Annotated in this window: 18 protein-coding genes and 1 tRNA gene; 8 read left to right on the forward strand and 11 right to left on the reverse strand. The window is 68.0% G+C overall.

Going from position 1 to position 16,793, the window contains the following annotated elements; translation table 11 throughout:
- The first annotated feature begins 18 nt into the window (after positions 1–18).
- Complete coding sequence (locus tag KWG56_RS11025; protein WP_201098962.1) at positions 19–681, forward strand: response regulator; 663 nt, start codon at positions 19–21, stop codon at positions 679–681.
- Positions 678–2,078: a sensor histidine kinase gene (locus tag KWG56_RS11030; protein ID WP_219354793.1), complete on the forward strand. Its 1,401-nt coding sequence runs from the start codon at positions 678–680 to the stop codon at positions 2,076–2,078. Before KWG56_RS11025 ends, KWG56_RS11030 begins: the two co-directional genes overlap by 4 nt.
- 235 nt (positions 2,079–2,313) lie before the next feature.
- On the opposite strand, the gene KWG56_RS11035 is transcribed toward KWG56_RS11030, so the two are convergent.
- Together KWG56_RS11035 and KWG56_RS11040 are read right to left on the reverse strand one after the other, a co-directional pair.
- A tRNA-Ser gene (locus KWG56_RS11035) sits at positions 2,314–2,403 on the reverse strand.
- A gap of 70 nt (positions 2,404–2,473) precedes the next feature.
- The gene (locus KWG56_RS11040; protein WP_219354794.1) at positions 2,474–3,424 is read right to left on the reverse strand and encodes a LysR family transcriptional regulator; all 951 of its coding nucleotides are present in this window, start codon (positions 3,422–3,424) and stop codon (positions 2,474–2,476) included.
- Between the two features lie 76 nt (positions 3,425–3,500).
- Between KWG56_RS11040 and KWG56_RS11045 the strand changes: the two genes are divergently transcribed.
- Both KWG56_RS11045 and KWG56_RS11050 read left to right on the forward strand, forming a co-directional pair.
- Positions 3,501–4,208 carry an SDR family oxidoreductase gene (locus tag KWG56_RS11045; protein ID WP_219354795.1) on the forward strand — a complete coding sequence of 236 codons (708 nt, stop codon included), beginning with the start codon at positions 3,501–3,503 and terminating at the stop codon, positions 4,206–4,208.
- 102 nt (positions 4,209–4,310) lie between these two features.
- Positions 4,311–4,490 (forward strand): hypothetical protein, encoded by a 180-nt coding sequence (locus KWG56_RS11050; protein ID WP_219354796.1) that lies wholly within the window; start codon positions 4,311–4,313, stop codon positions 4,488–4,490.
- Between the two features lie 21 nt (positions 4,491–4,511).
- Here the strand turns inward: KWG56_RS11050 and KWG56_RS11055 are convergent, their stop codons facing one another.
- The 5 genes from KWG56_RS11055 to KWG56_RS11075 form a co-directional block, all read right to left on the reverse strand.
- Positions 4,512–5,273 carry an amino acid ABC transporter ATP-binding protein gene (locus KWG56_RS11055; protein ID WP_280638378.1) on the reverse strand — a complete coding sequence of 254 codons (762 nt, stop codon included), beginning with the start codon at positions 5,271–5,273 and terminating at the stop codon, positions 4,512–4,514.
- Positions 5,270–5,956, reverse strand: coding sequence for an amino acid ABC transporter permease (locus KWG56_RS11060; protein WP_219354797.1), 687 nt, complete (start codon positions 5,954–5,956; stop codon positions 5,270–5,272). Before KWG56_RS11060 ends, KWG56_RS11055 begins: the two co-directional genes overlap by 4 nt.
- Complete coding sequence (locus KWG56_RS11065) at positions 5,953–6,684, reverse strand: amino acid ABC transporter permease (protein ID WP_219354798.1); 732 nt, start codon at positions 6,682–6,684, stop codon at positions 5,953–5,955. The genes KWG56_RS11060 and KWG56_RS11065 overlap by 4 nt, the downstream gene beginning before the upstream one ends.
- Before the next feature lie 8 nt (positions 6,685–6,692).
- Entirely contained in the window at positions 6,693–7,529 is an 837-nt protein-coding gene (locus KWG56_RS11070) for an ABC transporter substrate-binding protein (RefSeq protein WP_219354799.1), read from the reverse strand.
- A 163-nt stretch (positions 7,530–7,692) separates the two neighbouring features.
- Positions 7,693–7,833 (reverse strand): hypothetical protein, encoded by a 141-nt coding sequence (locus tag KWG56_RS11075; protein ID WP_219373662.1) that lies wholly within the window; start codon positions 7,831–7,833, stop codon positions 7,693–7,695.
- Positions 7,834–7,944: 111 nt separating this feature from the next.
- On the opposite strand from KWG56_RS11075, the gene gcvA reads away from it, so the two are divergent.
- The gene (gene gcvA / locus KWG56_RS11080; protein WP_219354800.1) at positions 7,945–8,823 is read left to right on the forward strand and encodes a transcriptional regulator GcvA; all 879 of its coding nucleotides are present in this window, start codon (positions 7,945–7,947) and stop codon (positions 8,821–8,823) included.
- Between the two features lie 22 nt (positions 8,824–8,845).
- Here the strand turns inward: gcvA and KWG56_RS11085 are convergent, their stop codons facing one another.
- From KWG56_RS11085 to KWG56_RS11100, 4 genes are read right to left on the reverse strand one after another with little or no spacing between them, the layout of a single operon-like run.
- Positions 8,846–9,439, reverse strand: a complete 594-nt coding sequence (locus KWG56_RS11085) for a class I SAM-dependent methyltransferase (protein WP_219354801.1) — start codon at positions 9,437–9,439, stop codon at positions 8,846–8,848.
- 24 nt (positions 9,440–9,463) lie between these two features.
- A complete protein-coding gene (locus KWG56_RS11090; RefSeq protein WP_219354802.1) occupies positions 9,464–10,576 on the reverse strand; it encodes a glycosyltransferase family 4 protein in 1,113 nt (370 codons plus the stop codon).
- Positions 10,573–11,496 (reverse strand): glucosamine inositolphosphorylceramide transferase family protein, encoded by a 924-nt coding sequence (locus KWG56_RS11095; protein ID WP_219354803.1) that lies wholly within the window; start codon positions 11,494–11,496, stop codon positions 10,573–10,575. Before KWG56_RS11095 ends, KWG56_RS11090 begins: the two co-directional genes overlap by 4 nt.
- A 9-nt stretch (positions 11,497–11,505) precedes the next feature.
- Positions 11,506–12,465: a hypothetical protein gene (locus KWG56_RS11100; RefSeq protein WP_219354804.1), complete on the reverse strand. Its 960-nt coding sequence runs from the start codon at positions 12,463–12,465 to the stop codon at positions 11,506–11,508.
- A gap of 168 nt (positions 12,466–12,633) precedes the next feature.
- Here KWG56_RS11100 and KWG56_RS11105 point away from each other — a divergent pair, with 168 nt between their 5' ends.
- The 3 genes from KWG56_RS11105 (at position 12,634) to KWG56_RS11115 (ending at position 16,712) form a co-directional block, all read left to right on the forward strand.
- Positions 12,634–13,158: an RNA polymerase sigma factor gene (locus tag KWG56_RS11105; protein WP_244999480.1), complete on the forward strand. Its 525-nt coding sequence runs from the start codon at positions 12,634–12,636 to the stop codon at positions 13,156–13,158.
- Positions 13,159–13,273: 115 nt separating this feature from the next.
- Positions 13,274–14,257 (forward strand): FecR family protein, encoded by a 984-nt coding sequence (locus KWG56_RS11110; RefSeq protein WP_219354805.1) that lies wholly within the window; start codon positions 13,274–13,276, stop codon positions 14,255–14,257.
- A 37-nt stretch (positions 14,258–14,294) separates the two neighbouring features.
- The gene (locus tag KWG56_RS11115; protein WP_219354806.1) at positions 14,295–16,712 is read left to right on the forward strand and encodes a TonB-dependent receptor; all 2,418 of its coding nucleotides are present in this window, start codon (positions 14,295–14,297) and stop codon (positions 16,710–16,712) included.
- Positions 16,713–16,793: the final 81 nt, after the last annotated feature.

The raw sequence follows: 16,793 nt of genomic DNA on the forward strand, positions 1-16,793 counted from the left end.
CCCCGCATCTGTGACCCCATGAGAATACTCGTCGTCGAGGATGACAAGGCGCTTCAACATTCTCTGGACGCCAGCCTGCGCAGTGCGGGGTTTGAGCCACGCTGCACCGACCAGGGCGCCGAAGCCCTGAGGCTTGAGCAGACCGAGGATTTCGACGCCGCCATCCTCGACATCGGCCTGCCCGACATCGACGGGTTCGAGATTCTGGCCGCCCTGCGCCGTCGCGGCTCGACCACGCCGATCCTGATGCTGACGGCCCGCGACGCCCTGGGCGACCGGGTGGCGGGGCTGGACCTCGGGGCCGACGACTATCTGGTCAAGCCCTTCGCCCCCGTGGAACTGATCGCGCGCCTGCGCGCCATCGTGCGGCGCCGCCAGGGACAGGCGGCTGGCTCCGTCGTCATCGGCTCGCTGGTCTGCGACTGGCAGGCGGGCCGCGCACAGGTCGGCGACCGCGAACTGGCGTTGCGCCCGCGCGAATGGGCGGCGCTCAAGGTGCTGGCGTCACGCGTCGGACAGGTGGTGGACCGCGACATGCTGGCCGCAGAGGTCTTCACCCAGGACGAAGCGCCTTCGCTGAATGCGCTGGAGATCCACGTCGGCCGCCTGCGCCGCAAGCTGCAGCCTGACGGCCCCGCCATCACCAACATCCGCGGACGCGGCTATCGCCTCGACCCATGACGCGGGCGCCGAGCAAAACCTCGCACAGCCTGGTCAACCGCCTGCTGATCGCCCAGGTCGTGCCCCTGACGGTGTTCGCCATCGTGCTGCTGGGCGTGGGCGCCTGGACCGCGCACCGGGTGGTGGAGCGTACGTCCGACCGCCTGCTGGCCGGCGCCATGCAGACCATTCTGCAAAGCGTCTCTCTGGACGATCAGGGCGTGACCGTGGACGTGGCGCCCTGGTCCCTTGCCCTGCTGGACACGCCGGAACGCGACGCCGTCTTCTACGGCATCCGCGAGGGCGACCGCATGGTCACCGGCTATCACGAACTGCCGACGCTGAAGACCGCCAACACCGAACGGCCGGTCTTCGCCAACCTGACGGTGCGCGGCGTGCCGGTCCGCATGGCCCAGCAAACCGTCATGATACCGGGCCGCACCGCCCCGGTGGTCGTTTCGGTCGCCCAGAGCCTGGATTCCCGCCGGGCCAGCCTGCACGAACTGTACGGCAGCCTGCTTCTTCTGCCCGGCCTGCTGGTGGTGCTGGCGGCCTTGCTGATCTGGCCCGCCCTGCAATGGGGCCTGAACTCGCTCAGGCGGCTGGTCGATGAACTGGCGGCGCGGTCGTCGTCGAGCACCACGGATTTCGCCCCCGCCGCCGTCACCCTGGCCCCGCGCGAGCTGACGCCGGTTCTGACCGCGTTCAACGCCCTGCTGGCGGGGCTGGAGCGGTCGACGTCGGGGATGCACCGGTTCGCCGCCGACGCCTCGCACCAGCTGCGGACGCCGCTGGCGGTGATGGCGGCCAACCTGGATCTGCTGGCGGCGTCCAAACGCCCCTGGACCCGGACGGAGCAGAGGCTGCTGACGGACTCGCAATCGGCCGCCGCCAGCATGACCCATCTGATCAACCAGCTGCTGTCCACCGCCCGCGCGGACACCGCCCATTCGGACGCGACCGCCGACCTGGGCCGCGCCGTCAGAAAGGCCTATCAGGTCTTTGCCGACCGACACCCGCTGACGCCCGGCGCGCTGCGGCTCAGACTGCCGCTCGAAACCGTCGAGGTTCGGGGCTCGCAAGACCTGATCGTCGAGCAGTTGCTGAACCTGATCGACAACGGCTTTCGCCACGGCGCCGCGCCGGTCATCGTCCATGTCTCGAACAGCCCCGAGGGCGCCGCCGTCACGGTCTGGGACCACGGCGAAGGCGTCGACTACGCGGTTCTGCCCAGCCTGACCGAGCGCTTTTTCCGCAGCAATCCCAACCGCTCCACCGGCTCCGGCCTGGGCCTCGCCATCGTCGAAGCCCTGAGCACCGCCCAGTCCGGCCAACTGCGCCTGGCCAGTCGCGGACCGGGCAAGGGTCTGGCGGTCCGGCTGTCGTTCAGCAGCCCGGATGCTTCGCCCTCGACCTGAAATCAGGCCATGTCCCTATGGCCGCCCGGCGGGCGACAGGGTGCTGGCGGCGGCGGGGGAGGACAAGGTTCGCGGTGAGGAGCTGCCGGCCCCCGAACGGATCCGCATCTCGCAGGAGACCTGCCTCGTCTCGACGGCCGGGGCCAAAGCGCAGCGAGAGGACTTCAGCACACGGGTTGCAAACGAAGAGGGCATGACCTTGAATGCAGCGCGCATTCAAGATCATGCCGAAAAATGGCGGACAGAGAGGGATTCGAACCCTCGGTAGGCTTTCACCTACACACGCTTTCCAAGCGTGCGCGATCGACCACTCCGCCACCTGTCCATGTCGCCAGTCACTGCGAGGTCGCGTCACTACCTATCTGTATTGTCGGCGTCAATCCGGATTGGGCGGTTTAGGACAGATTGGCGATGGGTTGAGGGGTTGGGCCGCCCTCGCCGGTCGCCTGACGGATGGCGGCGGCGGCGGCGTCGATGACGACGCGCAGGCGGGGCAGCATGGGCGCATAGTCGGGCCACAGGGCGTAGATGGGGCGGTGGCCGGTGACGGCGTCGGGCATCAGGGCAGTCAGGCGGCCCGAGACGATATCGTCGGCGGCCAGCCATGACGGGATCAGGCCGACGCCGCGGCCCGCGCGGATGGCGGACAGGGCCAGGGCTGCGCCGTCCAGGATCAGGCGCGCGGGCGGAGCCCAGACCACCTCCCTGCCCGCTTCTGTGAAACGCCACGGGGCGGGGCGGCCGTCGATGGCGGTGGCGATCAGCTCATGGTCCTGCAAATCGCTGCGGTCCGCTGGCGCGCCGCGCGCGGCGATGTAGTCGGCAGAGGCGCACAGGGCCAACCGCTGCACGCCGATGCGCCGCCCGATCACCCCCGCGACATCGGGCGGGTCGCCGATGCGTATGGCCAGATCGACCTGCCCGCCGCGCAGGTCCACAGGCGTGCGGTCCAGGCTGAGGTTCAACGACAAGCGGGGGTGTTGGTCGGTCAGGGCGAACAGGGCCGGGGCCACGATTTCGGCGCCCAGCAGCGGCGGCAGGGTCACGCGCACAAGACCGGCGGGTTCGCTGGCGGACAGGGCCAGCGCCTCCTCCACCGCGCGGACGGATCCGACGGCGACGCGGCAGACGGCGCGGTAATGTTCGCCCTCCGGCGTGATGCGGAAGTGGCGGGTCGAGCGTTCAAACAAGCGCACGCCGATGCGGCCCTCCAGCCGCGCCACGCCCTTGGCCACTGCCGATGCGGTCAGGCCCAGCGATCCTGCCGCCCGCGCGAAACCGCCATGGTCGCAGACGGCCAGGAACAGCCGCACATCACCGCCGGGCCCGATGTCGCCCATCGTCATTGCCGAAAATCCTTCGCCACAGATCGGATAAATGAGCACGACTGGCGCGCACAGTTCCGCATTATGACCCATCCGCATGGAACACAGAACCTATGCGATCATCGGCGGAGGCTCGGGCATGGGGCTGGGCGTGGCCCGGGCGTTGGTCAGGCGCGGCGATCATGTGCTGATCGGCGGGCGCACCCAGGCGCGGCTGGACGCGGCGCAGGCCGAGTTGGGCCAGGCGGCGCGCACCCGTCAGGTGGACACGACCGACCGTGACAGTCTGGCCGCCTTCTTCGCCGACGCCCCCGCCCTGTCCGGCCTGTTCACGCCCGGCGCCGACTATCAGACAGGCGGGTTTCGCGAGTCGTCGCCGGAGACAGCCGAGAGCCCGTTCAGGAACAAATTCTGGGGCCAGTACTGGGCCGTCCACGCCGCTCTGCCCGTCCTGGCGCCGAATGCGGGGGTGGTGCTGATGTCGGGCGCGGCGTCGGTGCGGCCGCTGGGCAATCCGGCATACGCCGCCTGCAACGCCGCCATCGAGGGCCTGACGCGGGCGTTGGCGCAGGAGCTGGCGCCGATCCGGGTCAACTGCCTGTCGCCCGGCACGGTGGACAGCGACCTGTGGCGGCGCCGCCCGGACGAGGTGCGCGGCCCGGCCTTCGACGCCTATGGCCGCCTGTCGGTGGTCGGGCGGCCCGGCCATGTCGATGAACTGGTCGAGGCGGCGCTGTTCCTGTTGGACAACGGCAATATGACGGGCGCGACCCTGTATTCAGATGGCGGCTACAGCCTGCGCTGAGGCCCGATTGCGCGGCTGGCGGGCGACTGCGACCTGATGGCGCGCGCAGGAACCGGCGGGTTTAGGATGGCTTGTTTCTCTGCACGCAAAAAGGAGAAACCGATGACCGACATCAATCGAAAGCCCGATCCCAAGACCGAACAGGACGACGACAAGACGACCACCAAGCCACCCCGCAAGCTGCGCACGAACGCCGCCGGCAAGGCGCCGTCGGCGCCGGCGACAGGCGGCCTGGGCGCGGCCGGCGCAGGCGGTCCCAAGGGATTTGGAACAGGCGCTTAAGGCCTTCGCCTGTGCTGGCCCTCAGTAGCGCAGCAGGCGGTTCAGGAAGGCGTCGGCGCGCGGGCTGCGCACGCCGCCCTCAGCAAAGAACACCTTAGCGGGCGCGTCGTCCAGAATCCGCCCCTCGTCCATGAAGACCACGCGATCGGCGACACGGCGGGCGAAGCCCATCTCGTGCGTGACGCAGATCATGGTCATGCCGTCCGCGGCCAGACCGGCCATGACGTCCAGAACCTCGGCGACCATCTCGGGGTCCAGCGAGGAGGTCGGCTCGTCGAACAGCATGACCACCGGATCCATGCACAGGGCGCGGGCGATGGCAACGCGCTGCTGCTGGCCGCCCGACAGCTGGGCGGGGCGTTTGTCGCGGTGGTCGATCAGGCCGACCCGCTCCAGATAGATCAGGCCGCGCGCCTGGGCCTCGGCCTGGGACCGGCCCAGCACCTTCACCTGGGCCAGGGTCAGGTTCTGCATGACCGTCAGGTGTGGAAACAGCTCGAAATGCTGGAACACCATCCCGACGCGGCTGCGCAAACGGGTCAGGTCGACCCTAGGGTCATCCAGACGCACGCCGTCCACGGTGACGGCCCCCTGCTGGAACGCCTCCAGCCCGTTGACGGTCTTCAGCAGGGTGGACTTGCCCGAACCGGACGGGCCGCAGATGACCAGCACCTCGCCCCGCCGCACCGACAGGGCGCAGTCGTTCAGCACCTGGAAGGCGCCGTACCATTTGCTGACGCCCTGAATATCGATCACGACCGGGACATCGGTAGGGGCGGTCATGCGGGCAGGCTCCGGTAGCGACGCGCCAGCCGTCCGGCGGCGAGCTCAAGCCCCGCGCACAGAATGAAATAGAGGACGGCGACGAACAGATAGATTTCGGCGGGATAGACCATGACGCGGTTCGATACCTGGGTGGCGACGAACGACAGTTCGGCGACACCGATCACATAGGCCAGCGAGGTGTCCTTGGTCAGGGCGATCCACTGGTTGACGACAGAGGGCGCCATGCGGGGCAGGACCTGAGGGGCCACGACCAGCCACAGGGTCTGGCGGCGCGACAGGCCCAGCGCAGAGGCCGCCGCCCACTGGCCGCGCGGCAGGGCCTCGATCCCCGCATGGACCGTATGGGCCAGATAGGCCCCGCCGATCAGGGACAGGGCGGCAACGACCGAACCCACGCCCGGCACGTCCAGACCAAAGGCGATCGGCGCCAGGAAATAGATCCAGAAGATCAGCATCAGCACCGGAATGGCCCGGAACAGGCCCAGCCCCAGCCTGAGCACCGCCAGCCACGGTCCGCGCAGCACCGACAACAGGACGCCGAACACCAGACCCAGAACCCCGGATATGGCCGCCGACAGCACCGTCAGGATCACGGTCAGGGCCGCGCCGCCCAGCGGCCCCTGCGGCCAGGGACCGACCAGGAAATAGATCAAGTTGTCGGTGATGACGGAGGGGTTCATCGCGTGCCCCCCGTCGGCGGCGTGGAGCGACCCCACGTCAGCTGGCTGAACCCGCCGATCAGGGCCACCGCCCCGATGTAGAACAGGGTCGCCAGACCAAAGGCCTGAAACGCCTGAAACGTCTCGGTCTCGACCTGACGCGCGGCATAGGACAACTCGGCCAGACCGATGGCCATGGTCAGGGACGAGTTCTTGACCACGTTCATCACCTGTCCCGCCAGCGGCGCACGGGCGATGCGGACGGCCTGGGGCAGGATGACGGATAGCCAGATCCGGGTCGAGGTCATGCCCAGCGCACGACCCGCAGCCGTCTGGCCCGGCGCAACGCTGTAGATGCCGGCGCGGAACTCCTCGGCCATGAAGGCGGCGCTGTAGAGGGACAGGCCCAAAAGGCCCGCCAGCATCTCGAACGGCGGCCATGGCGCCCCGAAGGCCTCCACGCCGATGCGGTGCGGCGCATTCAGCCACGCCATCACACTGTCAGGCAGCAGGGCCGGCACCCCGAAATACCAGAAGAACAACTGCACCAGCAGCGGCGTGTTGCGAAACGCCGACAGCCAGGCGGCGGCCAGACCCGCGACCAGCCTGGACGGCGACAGACGCAGCACGCACAGCACAAAACCCAGCACCAGAGCGATCACCGACGCCAAAGCCGACAGGCCCAGGGTCACCCCCAGGCCATCGATCATCCAGCCGATGTAACGCGGCGCAAGAAACCCGTCGAACATCGAGACAATCAGTGGGCGGCGACAGCCGCGCTTTCACCGATCCGGTACGAACGCGCCAGAGGCGTGCGGGTGTCGGGACCGAACCAGCGGTCATAGATGCGCTGGGCCTGACCGCTGGCCTCCAACTCGACCAGGGTGGTGTCCACGAAGGTCTTCAGCGCCGTCTGCCCCTTGGGAATGCCCACGCCGATCAGGTCCTGCGAGATGGAGAAGGCCGGGATTTCATAGCCCGAGGCGTCGGGCGCATTGGCCAGCACGCCGATCAGCTTGGGTCCGTCCTGGCTGATGGCCTGCACATTGCCGTTGCGCAGCGCGGTGAAGGCGAAGGGGGTGTCGTCATAGGCGACCAGAACGGCCTGCGGATATTTCTCACGCAGATTGATCTCGTTGACCGTGCCCTTGTCCACGCCGATGCGCAGGCCGTTCAGTTGGTCGGGCGAGGTCAGGGTTCCGGTCTTGGCGATGAACTGCTGGCCAGAGGCGAAATAGGGGATCGAGAAATCCACCTGTTTGGCCCGCTCCTCGGTGATGGTGAAGTTGGCCAGGACCAGATCGACCTTGTTCGACGCCAGCAGGGGAATGCGGTTGGCCGGATTGGTCGGGGTGATCTCCAGCTTGACCCCCAGCTTGTCGGCCAGGGCCTGGGCATAGTCGACGTCCAGCCCCTCGATCTTGCGGGTGGTCGGATTGACCGAGCCGAAGGGCGGATTGCTGTCGAAGGTGGCGACCCGTAACACCCCGGCCTGGCGGATGGCGGCGAGACGATCCTGCGGCGCATCGTTGCGCCCGCAGGCGGCGACAGCCAGCGTCATCATCAGGGTTATGGCGGTCAGGGCCAGACGCATCGGTCATTACCTCAGGACGGGAGAAGGTCCGGGACCGATCAGCGACAGGGGCCGCAGGGTCAACCGCAGAAAAACTGACCCGGTTTTAGAAAAGATATTGGCCAGCACGCCTATCCGAACGTGGGGGTCCGGTACGCAGACGTGCTGGCCGCCGACGACGCGATCACGAAGCCCAGGGGCGGCGATACTGAGTTGCGACGTAGGCTTTCGAGGCGTCCAGCCAGCCTTTGGCAAACTTGCTCAGGGCAGCCGTCAGGGACAGACGGTGGAGGGCGGACGGGGCGTGTGCGTGATGCAGGGTCATGGGGAGGAACCTTGTTTCAGTCGGGGAGGACTGATCGCAATTCATCACAAACCCGGACCTTCCGCCAACGAATGGATCGACGCAGATGATAAGCTGTGATTATCATCTGCCATGCGCCCGCTTCCGCCCCTCGCCGCCGTCCGCGTGTTCGAAGCCGCCGCCCGGCATGAGAACTTCACCACAGCGGCTAATGAACTGGGCATGACCCAGGCGGCGGTCAGCCACCAGATCCGGCTGCTGGAGGAACGGCTGGGGATGCAGTTGTTCCGGCGCGAGAAACGCCGCGTCATCCTGACCGACGCCGCGCGCCGGGCGGCGGCGGGCATCGGGCGCGGGCTGGACGAGATCGAGGCCGCCTTCGCCGAACTGCGGGCCGAGGATCAGGGCACCCTGACCATCTCCACCACCCAGACCTTCGCCAACGCCTGGCTGGCCTGGCGTTTGGGCAGTTTCCAGATGGATCATCCCGAAATGGCCGTGCGCCTGCTGGTCAACAACAACCTGTCGGACTTTGCCTCAGAGGGTCTGGATGTCGCCATCCGCTCGGGCATCGGCCCGTGGGAGGGGCTGGATGCGCACCGGCTGCTGACCCAGGACTTCACCCCCATGTGCAGCCCCGCCTTTCTGAAGCGGCACGGCGGCCATCTGACGCCCCAGGACCTGACCCGCCTGCCCCTGATCAGCGCCCATGACCCGGCGTGGCGGCAATGGCTGAGCGACGCCGGCATCGACGCCCGCCCCCTGAACGTTCCGGGCGTGCGTCTGGATTCCCAGGCCAATGACGGACACGCCGCCATGGCCGGTCAGGGGGTGGCGATCCTCAGCCCCTTCTTCTGGCGCATGGACATGGCCGAAGGGCGGCTGGTGCGGCTGTTCGACCAGGTTTCGACCCTGGGCCACGCCTACTGGATCGTGTGCCAGCAGCACCGGCGCTCGGTGCCCAAGATCAAGCGGTTCCGCGACTGGCTGCTGACCGAAATGGACGGCTGATCCGCCCCCCGGCTGCCCGCTTTCAGTGAACCGGACGCGCCAGCTCCAGCGTGTCATAGACATGGGTGACGTCGTCGAAGCGCACGCGCGGCGGCTGGCTGCCGATATGGCCGGTGGTGAAGAAACGTCCCGTCGCGGACAGTTTCAGCGGATCATCGATCTTGTCGTTGTTCCAGCCCAGCAGCAGCAGTCCGCCCGGCTTCAGAATGCCCGCCATGGCCGTCATGGCCTGTTCCTGCGACGCGGGTGAATCCACGCCGAAGCCCAGCACCCCGTTGCAGACGATGGCGTCGAAGCGCAGGTCGTCGAAGACCTGATCGATCTGGCACAGGTCGCCGGTCTGGTGACGGCCTGCCCGGCCCCAGCGCGCGGCCTTGGGGTCGATGTCGGTGGTCCAGACCTCGGCGCCCCACTGCTCCAGCGCCGGATAATCCTCAGCCGTATAGGCCCGGCAGCCGACCCACAGGATGAGCCCGCCACGCGCCGCCAGCGCCGGAATATAGGCCGTGGCCAGCAGGCGGCGGTCGGGCAGGTCGCGGATGCGATCCGCGCCCCTCTTGCGACGCTGGAACAGGCCTTCAAACCGAACGGACAGGGCGGACAGGAGATCGGTCATCAAACAGGCCTGGTCAGGGTCGGACTAATGCGCGGGGCGCGGTCGACGGGTGGCTAGGGAACGGCTTTCGGTCAGGCGCAGACGCAGATCGTCCAGTTCTGCGGCGCGCAGTGCGGGCGCATGGGTCTGGGCGACGAAGGCCTGGGCCTCACGCGCCATGTCTGCCCGTTCGGCGTCATGGCGGACAAGATGCTGCATGGCCGCAGCCAGCCCGTCGGCCTCGGGCGGATCGACATAGATGGCGTGCGGGCCGCTGGCCTCGCGCAAGCCCCCTCGCCCTGACGAGATCAGGGCCGCGCCCGCCGCATGGGCCTCCAGCGCGGTCAGGCCCAGGGCTTCGGCGACGCGCGAGGGCACGACGGCGATGGCGGCGCGGCGGGCCACGGCGATGACCTGATCGGGCGACGCGGACCTGTGGATTTCGACCCTGTCGCCGAACCGGTCCAGCGCGCGCAGGTGCGGCTCGGCCCAGTCCCTGTTCCGCTCCCATTCGCCCAGCATCAGGGCGCCGCGCCAGTCAGGCGCCTGGTCCAGCGTCTCGGCCAGGGCCGCGCAGAAGGAATCGACTCCCTTCTCCTCCAGCGTGCGGCCGGAGAAGAAGATCAGGTTTTCGCGCTTGCCCGCATCCCCGCGCCAGACCTCGACGTCGATGGGATTGCAGATCACCACGGCGGCGGCGCCGAACCCCGGATAGTCGCGCAGGAACTCTTCGCGCGCCGCCCTGCTGACGAAGATCAGCCGATCGAACGCCTTCAGCCGCGCATGATAGCGCCAGCGGTCGATCAGGTTGGAGGCGGGCTTGAACCGCGTGTGGCGATAAAGGACGTGCACGCGTCCCGGCAGGCGCCTGGCGATGTCCGCCGCCCCGGCCAGCTGCTGGTGATATTCGATCACGTCGGGCTGGAAGGCCTCCAGCGCCGCGACCACGGCGGCGGTGTGGCCCCGCTTGCCCAGACCTGACGGCACGAACAGGGTCTGATCCGGTGCGGCGGGGTTGGCCGCCCCGTCCTCGCAGACGAAACGGATGTCGGCGTTGAAACGGCTCCAATGGTTCAGGGTCAGGGCGACCCGCTCCATCGAATTGATCTTGCCGACGTCGAACAGGCTGCCGCGCGGCAGGACGACGGCGATCTTCATGCCGCATCCGTTTGGTTGCGCCGACGCGGACCATTCAGCCCGAACAGGCGACGCAGCTTGTACTGCAGCTTGATCCGCTTCTCGGCCGGCGACCGGCGCAGCCCCTTCACGTCGATGACCGTCAGCCGCTGATCGCCCGACACCGTGTGCAGCCCGTCGGCGAACCCGTCCAACAGCCCCTTCGGCGTGATCCTGTGCACCAGGCTGGCGGAGAAGTCGGTCGGGGTCAGGGCGTCGATCCTGAGCAGCCGGATCGCCGCGCCATAGGTCGGTCGGCATTCCTGCACCGGCAGATAAAGGAGGCCCTCATGCGCGAACGCCGTCCCGCCCGGCCGCGATTCCAGAAACCCCGTCCGGACCGGATTGCCGGGGTGCGACATCCACGGCCCCTTCAGGTCGTCGGCATAGGCGACGTGCAGTTGACGCATGGCCCGGTCGTCCGGTCCCGGCAGGGCGTGGAACATCCACCACCGCCCGTCATGCTTGACCACGGTCGCGTCGATGGCGGGCAGGTCCAGCAGGCGCTGAACCGGCGTCCAGCGATCCGGGAAACGCTCGCACCGATACAGGGTCAGGCCGCCGCTCTTGTAGCCTTCCGGCAGCATATACAGTTCGCCGCCGTCCTCGATCAGACTGGGATAGGACAGGTGGAACGGCTCGGCCAGCGCCAGCCCCTGCCCGATCAGGGCGTCGCCCCGGTACTGATAATAATGGATTTCGCCACGTCGCACGCGATAGTCGAAGGCCTCGACGAAGATTGTCGTCACCCCGTCGCGCTCGATCCCGAACGGGTCGGCGATGAACTGGAAACTGCGCGGGCACGGCGGCAGCCAGACGATTGCGTCCGCCGTCAGCGCCTCCGGCTCAAGCACATGGTTTATCGGTCGCCGGGTGAAGCCGACCCGCCATTCGTCATACATGGCGCGCGCTCAGCGAAGTTCCGGCAGACGCCGCATCAGGGACCGTTGCAGCCGCAGACCCCGATCCGCCGCCGTCTTGGACTTGGTGCGCCCGCAGTAGCGCAAGCCCTTGCCCCATAGCGAATGGATGGGGTCGGCCAGATGCGGATGGCGGTCGTGCTGGTGGACGATGGGACTGAACCCGCCCGTGGGATTGACCACCCTGCCCTCATGGAAGTGCAGCATATCCCCCGGCGTCATGCCGATGGTGGCGACCCGGCGATAGTTGGGCTGGACCGACGCCCGGACCAGTCCGTAGTGGATGGCCATGTTGAAGACGGCCTGATCGGCCCCAAAGGCGCCGCCGATCTCCGACCGGGGAATGGCGGCCAGCATCAGCATGGTGCGGCACAGGCGCAGCACGTCGTCGCGCGGACCGATGATGGTGCCGACGCACAGGCAGGCCTTGTCGGCCAGGCTGGCGGCGATGTCCTCGCCGAACACGGCGGTCAGATGTTTGGTGTTGAAGGCGTGGGCGCCCAGGTCGCCGCCGTCCCACTCGTTGAAGACTTCCATCTGCGCCGGACGGGGCGCGAACGGATCGCCCTGGAAGACGACGTCGCGCACGTCGGTCACAAAGACGCTGTCTGCATCCGGCCAGCGTTCGATCAGGTCGGCATAGGCGGAAAAGCGCGCCACCACCGCATGGGGCTCCCAGCCCGCGGCCGGTTCGGGATGGACGGCGACGACCTCGTGTTCTTCCAGCAGGGCCAGGACATCATCGCGCCGGTCGACCACCAGGGCGATGGTTCCGTCAAACCACGACCGCAGCGAGCGCACGAAGGGCGCGATCACCGCCGCGTCATAGCCCGTCGCATAGCCCAGCACGAGATCGGCGCGCTCGGTCCGTTCGGGCGCGACCTTTTTCGCCGACGCCAATACGCGGGAAAGCCAGCCGAGATAGGCGGTTTTCGGCGCAACGGTCGTCATCATCGTCCTCGATCGGGTTTGCGGCTCTTGCGGCCCCTCGACTCAGATGACGCCGCCATCTGGCGCTTGCCTCACGACTTTCGCCACGGCATTAAACAAACGCAGTTCGAACAGGCTGTGCTGCGCCTGGCGACACGCGCATGGGCGTCCAGCGGAGATGAGTTCAGTTTGCCCCCGTTCGACCCGCCCCGCCTCACCACCGTCTATCTTGAGATGCGCGACGATCTGGGTCGGTTCGCGGCGTCGCGGCTGGGCGGACGCGGCGATGTCGAGGATGTCCTGCAGGAACTGTTTCTGAAGGTGTCGCGCACCCCGGCGGACGCCGAAATCCGTGATCCGCGCGCCTACCTCTATCGCCTGACCAACAATCTGTTGCTGGACCGGTGGCGCTCCAGCCGCCGTTCAGCGGCGCGCGACGGCGCCTGGCGGGTGGCCATGCACGGCGCCGAAGACGGCGACGACGTCGATGACGCCCCCTCGGCCGAGGCCGTGGTCGCGGGACGCCAGCGGCTGCAGACCCTGATGACGGCGCTGGACCAGTTGCCTGAAAAGACCCGCACGATCTTTCGGCTGCACAAGTTCGACGGCCTCAGCTACGCCGAGGTCGCTGAAAAACAGGGCATATCCCGCAGTTCTGTCGAGAAGCACATGATGGACGCCCTGCGTATTCTGGCCGCGAGGATGCGCAAATGAGCAGATGTCTCGACACCCGCTCACCCGTCGGTGACAGTATTCTTGGAGGCGCCGCCCGCGTGGCGACGTCGTATCCATGGGTGCTGCATGGTGCAGCACAGGGATGGGCGGGCGCATGACGCAGCACAGGCAAGTCGAGGAGCAGGCGCTGACCTGGTTCGTGCGCCTGAGCGACGTCGAGGCGTCGGAGGCCGACTGGCGCGCCTTCGGCGACTGGATCGCCGTCTCGCCCGCGCACCGCACGGCCTATGACGCCCTGGAGCAGGTCTGGGTCGATCTGGACGACGCCCTGGCCGCCGAACCCGTCGCGCCCGCCGTCGTCCCCATGACGACGGTGACGCCGCTGCGCCGCGCGGCCAACGATGACGCGCGCGTGTCACGCCGTCGCGTCTGGCTTTATCCGGTCGTCGGCGTGGCCGCGGCGGCTGCCCTGACGGCGGGCCTGTGGCCCCAGTTCATGGATCGGCCCCTCACCTATCAGACCCAGGACGCGCCCCAGACCATCACGCTTGAAGACGGCTCGACCGTCAAACTGAACCGCCATTCCAGCCTGCAGGTCCGTTTCAACGACGGCCGCCGCCAGGTCGCGCTGAAGGACGGCGAGGCCGCCTTCGACGTGGCGCATGACGCCGGCCGCCCCTTCACGGTCGAGGCGGACGGGCGCGAGGTCCGCGTGATCGGCACCGCCTTCAACATCGTCAGCCACAATGATGATTTCGTCATCGGCGTGGAGCGGGGCGTCGTCTCCGTCCAGCCGAAGTCGGCCAGCGCGCCCGTGCGCCTGACGGCGGGCCAGCGACTGCATCAGGTCGGCGGCGACGCCGTAGAATTGGGCGCCGTCGACGCCGACAGCGTCTCCAGCTGGAGCAGCGGCGTTCTGGTTTACCGCGACGCCTCCATCACCGATATCAGTCGTGACCTGTCGCGCTATTTCGACAAGCCGTTTACAGTGGCCGCCTCCGCGCGAGGCCTTCGTTTCACGGGCGCCCTGCGCATTGCAGATGAAACGACCATGTTGGCTCAACTTCGCGACTTTTCTCCCGTCACCGTAGAGCGCACCCCGAGCGAAGTGCGCCTGTCCGCACGCGTCCCCGGCTAGGCTGATCGCCTAGCCTTCGTCGCACATGCGTGGCTTGATGGAGCCGGCCCTCGGCGGCCTGGTGACGCTGCTGCTTGCGGCGTCGCCTGCGCTTGCCTCGTCGCCCCGAACCTTCAGCGCCAACATCCCCGCCCAGACCGTGCGCGGCGCCCTGCTGGACCTGGCGGTTCAGGCCCGGGTGTCGCTGGGCGGCGATGTGGCGTCCTGCACCGGCGCCTCGCCCCGTCTGACCGGGTCCATGCGGCTGGATACGGCCCTGACGCGCGTGCTGGCCGACAGCAACTGCGTCTATCAGATCCGCCCCGACGGCGCGGTCATCATCCGCCGCGCGGCGCGCCCGGCCGCCCCGCCGCCAGCGCCGCCCGCGCCCGCCCCCCGCCCGCCTGCACCGGTTACGGCCCTCAGCCCGACGCTGAGCGACGTCATCGTCACCGCCACCCGCAGTTCGGAATCGCCCCAGACCGCCCCCACCGCCCTGACCGCCTTCACCGGCCAGCAGATCATCGAAAGCGGCGCGGTCGGCGCCTCGGATCTCAGCGCCCTGGTCGCGGGCATGACGGTGACCAATCTGGGATCGGGCCGGAACAAGATCCTGCTGCGCGGCATGTCGGACGGCGCCTTCACCGGCCAGACCCAGTCCACTGTCGGTCTTTATCTGAACCGCGTCCCCCTGACCTACAGCGCCCCGGACCCGGACCTGAAGCTGATCGACATCAACCGGGTCGAGGTGGTGCGCGGCCCGCAGGGCGTGCTGTACGGCACCGGCCCCATCGGCGGGGTGCTGCGCATCGTGCCCCAGGCGCCGGACACGGAAAAACGCCTGCTCAGCCTGTCGGCGGGCTATGCCGACACGCGGGGCGGCGATCCCAGCGGCGAGACGGCGATCGTGGGCAACCTGCCGCTCCTTGACGGCCGGGGCGCGGTGCGGCTGGTCGCCTATGAGGAGGAGACGGGCGGCTATATCGACGACGAAGCCCTGAACCTGCGCCGGGTGAACAACGGCCGACGCTCGGGCGGGCGCCTGTCCTACAGCTTCGACCTCACGCCCGAATGGAACCTGTCGGGCGGCGGGGTGGGCCAGCAGATCAAGACCGAAGACACCCACTACATCTACCGCACCGTCAACGGCGCCCGGCGCGAGAACCTGGTGCGCGAGCCGCACGAGAACATCTTCAGCATGGGTTACGCCCGCCTGGTGGGCAATGGCGACTGGGGTCGTCTGGAGGCCACGGCGGCGCGGGTCAGCCATTCCTTCGTCAGCCGCTATGACGCCTCCAGCGGTCTGAAATTCTTCGGCTCCAACGGACGCATCGGCGCCCTGGACGACCACCGCGACATCGACCTGAACGTGCTGGACATCGCCTATAGTTCGCCGCGCGGCCAGCGTCTGCGCTGGCTGACCGGCCTGTTCTGGTCCGACACGGTGATCGAGAACAACGTCGACCTGACCGCCCTGTGGCCGACCCAGTACGCCGTCTATGACGAACACCGCCAGGACTGGCAGAGCGAGTTCGCCGGCTTCGCCCAGGCGACCTATGACCTGACCGACGACCTCAGCCTGATCTTCGGCGGGCGCTACTATGTCGTCGACTACGAGACCGCCTCCATGGTCCGTCAGGGCAAGGATGAGCGCCCGTTCGACGGTAAGGGGCGCACGTCCGGCTTCTCGCCCAAACTGGCGTTGAGCTGGCGGCCTGACGACAACTGGTCCTTCTACGGCCAGATCAGCCAGGGCCACCGCGCCGGGGGCTTCAACACCGCCGGCCCCATCACGGAACAGTTCGCCAGCGCCGTGGTCAGACCTCTGCGCGCCTATGGCGGGGACTCGCTGTGGAACTATGAGTTCGGTGCCAAGGGCGTGATGCAGGATGGACGCATCCAGATGCGCGCGGCCCTGTTCTACGCCGACTGGCGCAACCTGCAGAGCGACCAGTTCCTGCCCAGCGGCCTGTCCTACACGGTCAATGTGGGCGACGGGGCCAACACCGGGCTGGAGATCGAGGCGAACTGGCGCCCTATCGAAAGCCTGGAGATCCGAACCAACGCCCTGCTGGCCCATCCGCGGGTCACCAGGTCGTACGATCTGTTCAACTCAAAGGGCAACTCGGGCCTGCCGGGCGTGCCTGCGGTGTCGACCAACATCAACGTCAGCTGGCGCCGTCCGATGAGCGACCGGATGGACCTGATCGCCGATGGGTCCGTCGCCTATGTCGGGCCGTCGCGCCTGACCTTCGACGCCGAGAAACGCCACAAGATGGGGGACTATGTCACGGCCCGCGCCTCAATCGGCGTCGAGACGGGGCACTGGCGGGCCAGCGCCTATGTCACCAACCCCTTCAACACCTCAGCCAACACCTTTGCGTTCGGCGATCCCTTCCGCCTGCCCGAGGCCCTAACCACCACGCCGTTGCGTCCGCGCACCATCGGCGTGACCATGACCTGGACGACGAACTAGAGCCAGTCGAGATTCGTCCCACAAGCGTCATTCCGGGGCGTCCGCAGGGCGAACCCGGAACCCAGGAGACTCTCATCCGGC

The organism is Brevundimonas nasdae, assembly GCF_019395145.1.
Taxonomy (GTDB): Bacteria; Pseudomonadota; Alphaproteobacteria; order Caulobacterales; family Caulobacteraceae; genus Brevundimonas; species Brevundimonas nasdae.

What these genes read in the sequence shown, in the direction of transcription:
- KWG56_RS11025 (WP_201098962.1), top strand. Translation starts at nt 19, where the DNA reads ATGAGAATACTCGTCGTCGAGGATGACAAGGCGCTTCAACATTCTCTG.
- KWG56_RS11030 (WP_219354793.1), top strand. Translation starts at nt 678, where the DNA reads ATGACGCGGGCGCCGAGCAAAACCTCGCACAGCCTGGTCAACCGCCTG.
- KWG56_RS11040 (WP_219354794.1), bottom strand. Translation starts at nt 3,424, where the DNA reads ATGACGATGGGCGACATCGGGCCCGGCGGTGATGTGCGGCTGTTCCTG.
- KWG56_RS11045 (WP_219354795.1), top strand. Translation starts at nt 3,501, where the DNA reads ATGGAACACAGAACCTATGCGATCATCGGCGGAGGCTCGGGCATGGGG.
- KWG56_RS11050 (WP_219354796.1), top strand. Translation starts at nt 4,311, where the DNA reads ATGACCGACATCAATCGAAAGCCCGATCCCAAGACCGAACAGGACGAC.
- KWG56_RS11055 (WP_280638378.1), bottom strand. Translation starts at nt 5,273, where the DNA reads ATGACCGCCCCTACCGATGTCCCGGTCGTGATCGATATTCAGGGCGTC.
- KWG56_RS11060 (WP_219354797.1), bottom strand. Translation starts at nt 5,956, where the DNA reads ATGAACCCCTCCGTCATCACCGACAACTTGATCTATTTCCTGGTCGGT.
- KWG56_RS11065 (WP_219354798.1), bottom strand. Translation starts at nt 6,684, where the DNA reads ATGTTCGACGGGTTTCTTGCGCCGCGTTACATCGGCTGGATGATCGAT.
- KWG56_RS11070 (WP_219354799.1), bottom strand. Translation starts at nt 7,529, where the DNA reads ATGCGTCTGGCCCTGACCGCCATAACCCTGATGATGACGCTGGCTGTC.
- KWG56_RS11075 (WP_219373662.1), bottom strand. Translation starts at nt 7,833, where the DNA reads ATGACCCTGCATCACGCACACGCCCCGTCCGCCCTCCACCGTCTGTCC.
- gcvA (WP_219354800.1), top strand. Translation starts at nt 7,945, where the DNA reads ATGCGCCCGCTTCCGCCCCTCGCCGCCGTCCGCGTGTTCGAAGCCGCC.
- KWG56_RS11085 (WP_219354801.1), bottom strand. Translation starts at nt 9,439, where the DNA reads ATGACCGATCTCCTGTCCGCCCTGTCCGTTCGGTTTGAAGGCCTGTTC.
- KWG56_RS11090 (WP_219354802.1), bottom strand. Translation starts at nt 10,576, where the DNA reads ATGAAGATCGCCGTCGTCCTGCCGCGCGGCAGCCTGTTCGACGTCGGC.
- KWG56_RS11095 (WP_219354803.1), bottom strand. Translation starts at nt 11,496, where the DNA reads ATGTATGACGAATGGCGGGTCGGCTTCACCCGGCGACCGATAAACCAT.
- KWG56_RS11100 (WP_219354804.1), bottom strand. Translation starts at nt 12,465, where the DNA reads ATGACGACCGTTGCGCCGAAAACCGCCTATCTCGGCTGGCTTTCCCGC.
- KWG56_RS11110 (WP_219354805.1), top strand. Translation starts at nt 13,274, where the DNA reads ATGACGCAGCACAGGCAAGTCGAGGAGCAGGCGCTGACCTGGTTCGTG.
- KWG56_RS11115 (WP_219354806.1), top strand. Translation starts at nt 14,295, where the DNA reads ATGGAGCCGGCCCTCGGCGGCCTGGTGACGCTGCTGCTTGCGGCGTCG.